The organism is Pseudoalteromonas sp. MMG012, assembly GCF_018100875.1.
Classification (GTDB): Bacteria; Pseudomonadota; Gammaproteobacteria; order Enterobacterales; family Alteromonadaceae; genus Pseudoalteromonas; species Pseudoalteromonas aurantia.
This window is the reverse complement of the sequence record NZ_JAGJEF010000139.1, coordinates 1-3,835: the sequence shown is the minus strand read 5'-3', so window position 1 is coordinate 3,835 and position 3,835 is coordinate 1. Positions and strand designations below refer to the sequence as shown.

Annotated in this window: 3 protein-coding genes; 2 read left to right on the top strand and 1 reads right to left on the bottom strand. The window is 41.1% G+C overall.

Going from position 1 to position 3,835, the window contains the following annotated elements; translation table 11 throughout:
- Positions 1 to 226: 226 nt before the first annotated feature.
- Positions 227 to 1,372 (top strand): exo-beta-N-acetylmuramidase NamZ domain-containing protein, encoded by a 1,146-nt coding sequence (locus J8L97_RS22410; protein WP_247688787.1) that lies wholly within the window; start codon positions 227 to 229, stop codon positions 1,370 to 1,372.
- Here J8L97_RS22410 and J8L97_RS22405 read toward each other — a convergent pair.
- A complete protein-coding gene (locus tag J8L97_RS22405) occupies positions 1,369 to 2,217 on the bottom strand; it encodes a MurR/RpiR family transcriptional regulator (RefSeq protein WP_211052915.1) in 849 nt (282 codons plus the stop codon). The genes J8L97_RS22410 and J8L97_RS22405 overlap by 4 nt on opposite strands.
- Before the next feature lie 245 nt (positions 2,218 to 2,462).
- Here J8L97_RS22405 and J8L97_RS22400 point away from each other — a divergent pair.
- On the top strand, positions 2,463 to 3,835 hold a 1,373-nt coding region (locus tag J8L97_RS22400), incomplete at its 3' end, for a Na+/H+ antiporter NhaC family protein (protein ID WP_211052913.1).

The window sequence follows — 3,835 nt, the reverse complement described above, 5'->3', positions numbered from 1 at the left end:
CTTTTTAGAAGTGGAACAAACAACCGATATGATTATGTATAGTCAATCGGTTTTTTTGTGTCTGAAATTTATAAATTACGTTCCTTATGTGTTTGCTCAAGGCGAGTGAGTACAGCATTTGAAGGTGCCACAGCAGCTTCATTTAAATTAGTAAGGCATCGCCTTGCTCTTGCATCGTCTAACTTTCTCCGCCATCATGAGCCAAATTTATTTCTTCATGATAACTATGCGTTTCTTCTTTCTTGTTTGTTTATGTATATTCACCGCTAACTGTTGGGCATTGCAAGTAGGGGCTGAACGTTACGAGCACTATTTACCTTTATTAAAGCAGCAGCGTGTGGCCTTGGTCGTCAATCAAACTGCACGTACAAAACACGGACATTTACTAGATAGTCTATTGTCTAAAGGGGTTGATGTACGTGTGATATTTGCACCTGAACACGGTTTTCGTGGGGACCACGATGCTGGGGCACATGTATTATCAGGCACTGATATAAAAACGGGAGTGCCGATTGTATCGTTATATGGCAGGCATAAACGCCCGTCAAAACAACAGCTCCAAGATATTGATGTGATCATTTTTGATATTCAAGATGTGGGGGTTCGATTTTATACTTATATCAGTACAATGCACTATATGATGGAAGCTGCGGCAAAATATGGCAAAGGTTTTATTGTATTAGACAGACCTAATCCAAATATTGCGTTTGTAGATGGTCCAGTTTTAGATCCCAAGTTTAAATCATTCGTAGGTGTACACCCAATTCCAGTTTTACATGGTCTCACAGTGGGCGAGTTGGCAAAAATGATTGTTGGTGAAAATTGGTTGGCGGTGGATAAAAAATTGCAGTTACAAGTGATCCCCGTTGAAAACTATAGTGTGAATAGCAAGTATGAGTTACCAATAAAGCCAAGCCCTAACCTTCCTAATAGTCAAGCAATTGCGCTTTACCCCTCTTTGTGCTTTTTTGAAGCTACACCTGTATCTGTTGGTAGAGGGACTGATTTTCCTTTTCAAGTCTACGGATATGATCCCATAAAACTTGGAAAGTTTTCGTTTATGCCACGATCAATTAAAGGTGTGGCTGCGAATCCAAAGTTCAATGGGAGATCCGTATTCGGGATTGATTTAAGGCAATATGAAAGTCACGGGTTGGACTTAAGCTGGTTTATTAATGCGTACAAAAGGCTATCTAGTGACGGGATTGTGTTTTTTAAACATGCGGGCTTTATGGATAAACTCGCAGGGACAGACCAACTCAGAATCGCGATTGAGGCGGGTAAGTCGGCTGAAAAAATAAAGCAAAGTTGGCAGCCATCATTGCAACAGTATATGCAGCGCCGCCAACCTTATTTACTTTACCCACGTTAACTGTGACGTAACTCACTCATATATTCATTGGCACGTTCAGCACGTTTTTGCCAATGTAAATTTGATTGTGTCAGACCAATGAAAAGTACATCAATTAAGTAGCTTTGTGATGTGCGTGTTAAAATCGATGCGTGTTTAACTGGCTCATGATCAATGACGGTGAATAGTTTAGTATGCGCTAGATCACTGAGTGGGTTACTACCATAGCGAGACATGGTAATAATATTACATTCATTGATAGCTGCTTGCTTGGCAACTTTTAATACCCCTTTACTTTGCCCTGAATCACTAATGGCGATTAACAAGTCATCTTTGCTCATCGTTGCGACGTAACTAGCAGCAGACATTTCATCTATTTGGGCAATTGCCGGTAAACCGAGCTTTTGCAGCTTGAGTGCAAAGTCTTGTGCCATTGTGTAGCTGCCACCAACTGCACATATCATAATTTTCTTTGCTGATTTTATGGTTTGAATCGCATTCTCAAATTGATTTGGGGTATTGAGTTTGTGCGTTTCTGATAAAATGGCATGCTGATTTGATAGTAATTTGTCGGCTATGAGTTCGAGTGGGTCATTACTGTTGATGATTCCTGTTGCGGGCTGAGGGTGCTGGCTTAGCAAATTAAGGTCATCTACAACAGCCAGTTTAAATGCTGGAAAGCCTTTATAGCCAAGCTTTTGTGCGAACTTGACTACGCTTGATTGGCTAACACCTGCAGCTCTGGCCAGTTCCACAGATGAGAGCGCTCTAATCTTGGCACTTGAATTTAACGTGAAATCTGCAAGCTTAGCCTCACTATTTGAGAGACTTGGCCGCAAAGCTTTTATTTTTACGAATGTCGACATGCGGGATACTTCACCTGTAACTAACTTGTAATTGTACTTATTATAGGTGCAATCGGAACGTTGCGATAGTGTTTCCAGTTATGATTATTGCTATTTTTTCACACATTGTACCAGTATGGGTACTAATGTTGCATTATTGACTTTGGTTTAACTGAAAAGCTTGGTTTTTAGCATTTTACTCATTAAGCTGTTCGGTCGAATTCATTATTTTCTATTGTTGCTGTTGCGACCTGTAAGGAAGCTGTATGACTTGGTACTCTATATTGCCACCATTAATTGCCATATTAGTGGTGTTTTGGCGTAAGGAAGTAATTTTAGCGCTTGTGTTGGCGTTGCTTAGTTCGGAGTTTTTATTGGCCTTACAAGGAGAGGGAAGTAGCGTATTCATGACGCTGGTTAATAGCATTGAGCGTGTTATTTCTGTGGCGACGTCAGCTGGCAATAGTCGGATCCTTATTTTTAGTTTGGTGATTGGGGCATTACTGGCCTATATCAGAGAATCCGGTGGCGTAGCGGCAACCGTCAGTGTTTTGATGAACAAAGGTGTAGCAAAGAGTAAGCGGCAAGTTGGTTTACTTACTATGTTCACTGGAACGGCTGTATTCATTGAATCGAATATGAGTGTTTTAACGTCTGGTATTGTTTCTAGAGGCTTGTTCGATAAATTTAAAATGAGTCGAGCACGATTGGCTTACATAATCGATAGCACCAGTGCCCCAGTTTGCATTTTGATTTTATTAAATGGGTGGGGAGCGTATATTCTAGGCCTATTAAGTAACTATGAATTAGAGCAATCAGCTGTCAGCATATTATGGGGAAGCGTTGCTTTTAACTATTATGCAATTATTGCTCTGTTGATTGTGTTTTACACCATTGTGTTTGATAAAGTACATGGTCCAATGAAGTTAGCAGAACAACAGTTAAGTAAGAGAAATGTAGACGTTAATGCAGGGCCAACCGCAACGAAGGCAAGGTTTATGTTGGTACCACTGCTGACATTGATCATCAGTATGGTCGGTTTTATGTTTTGGACTGGGGGCGGTGAGTTGGCAAAAGGCAGTGGCTCTAAGTCCGTGCTTTATGCGACTATACTGGCGTCGGCCGTGGCTTATTTATTATTATTAACACATAAGCGTTTTACACATCATCAACTTGTGGATGTAGGTTTTAAAGGAATTGGAGAGCTTTTACCGTTAGTGAGTATCGTACTGTTATCACTCACTTTAGGTGCGAGTTTAAAGGTTTTAGGCACCGGTGTATTTGTCGCATCATTAGTCGGTGATTACTTGCCACTTTACGCAATCGTACCAGTATTGTTTTTAACTGGGGCAGTAATGTCATTTACAACAGGCACATCATGGGGAACATTCGCTATTTTGATCCCGATTGGCGTGCCACTGATCCAAACGCTTGGACTCCCGCCTGAGCTGGTTATTGGCGCCATTTTAAGTGGTGGTATTTTTGGCGATCATTGTTCACCAATATCAGACACCAGTGCAGTGTCCGCACTCGCATCAGGATGTGATTTATTAACGCATGTAAAAACCCAGCTGCCATATGCTTTAGTGGGCGGGGTGCTGGCGTTAATCAGCTTTTTCATTGCAAGTATTCTACTTAT

Coding starts and splice junctions, on each gene's coding strand:
- J8L97_RS22405 (WP_211052915.1), bottom strand. CDS start 2,217: ATGTCGACATTCGTAAAAATAAAAGCTTTGCGGCCAAGTCTCTCAAAT.
- J8L97_RS22410 (WP_247688787.1), top strand. CDS start 227: ATGCGTTTCTTCTTTCTTGTTTGTTTATGTATATTCACCGCTAACTGT.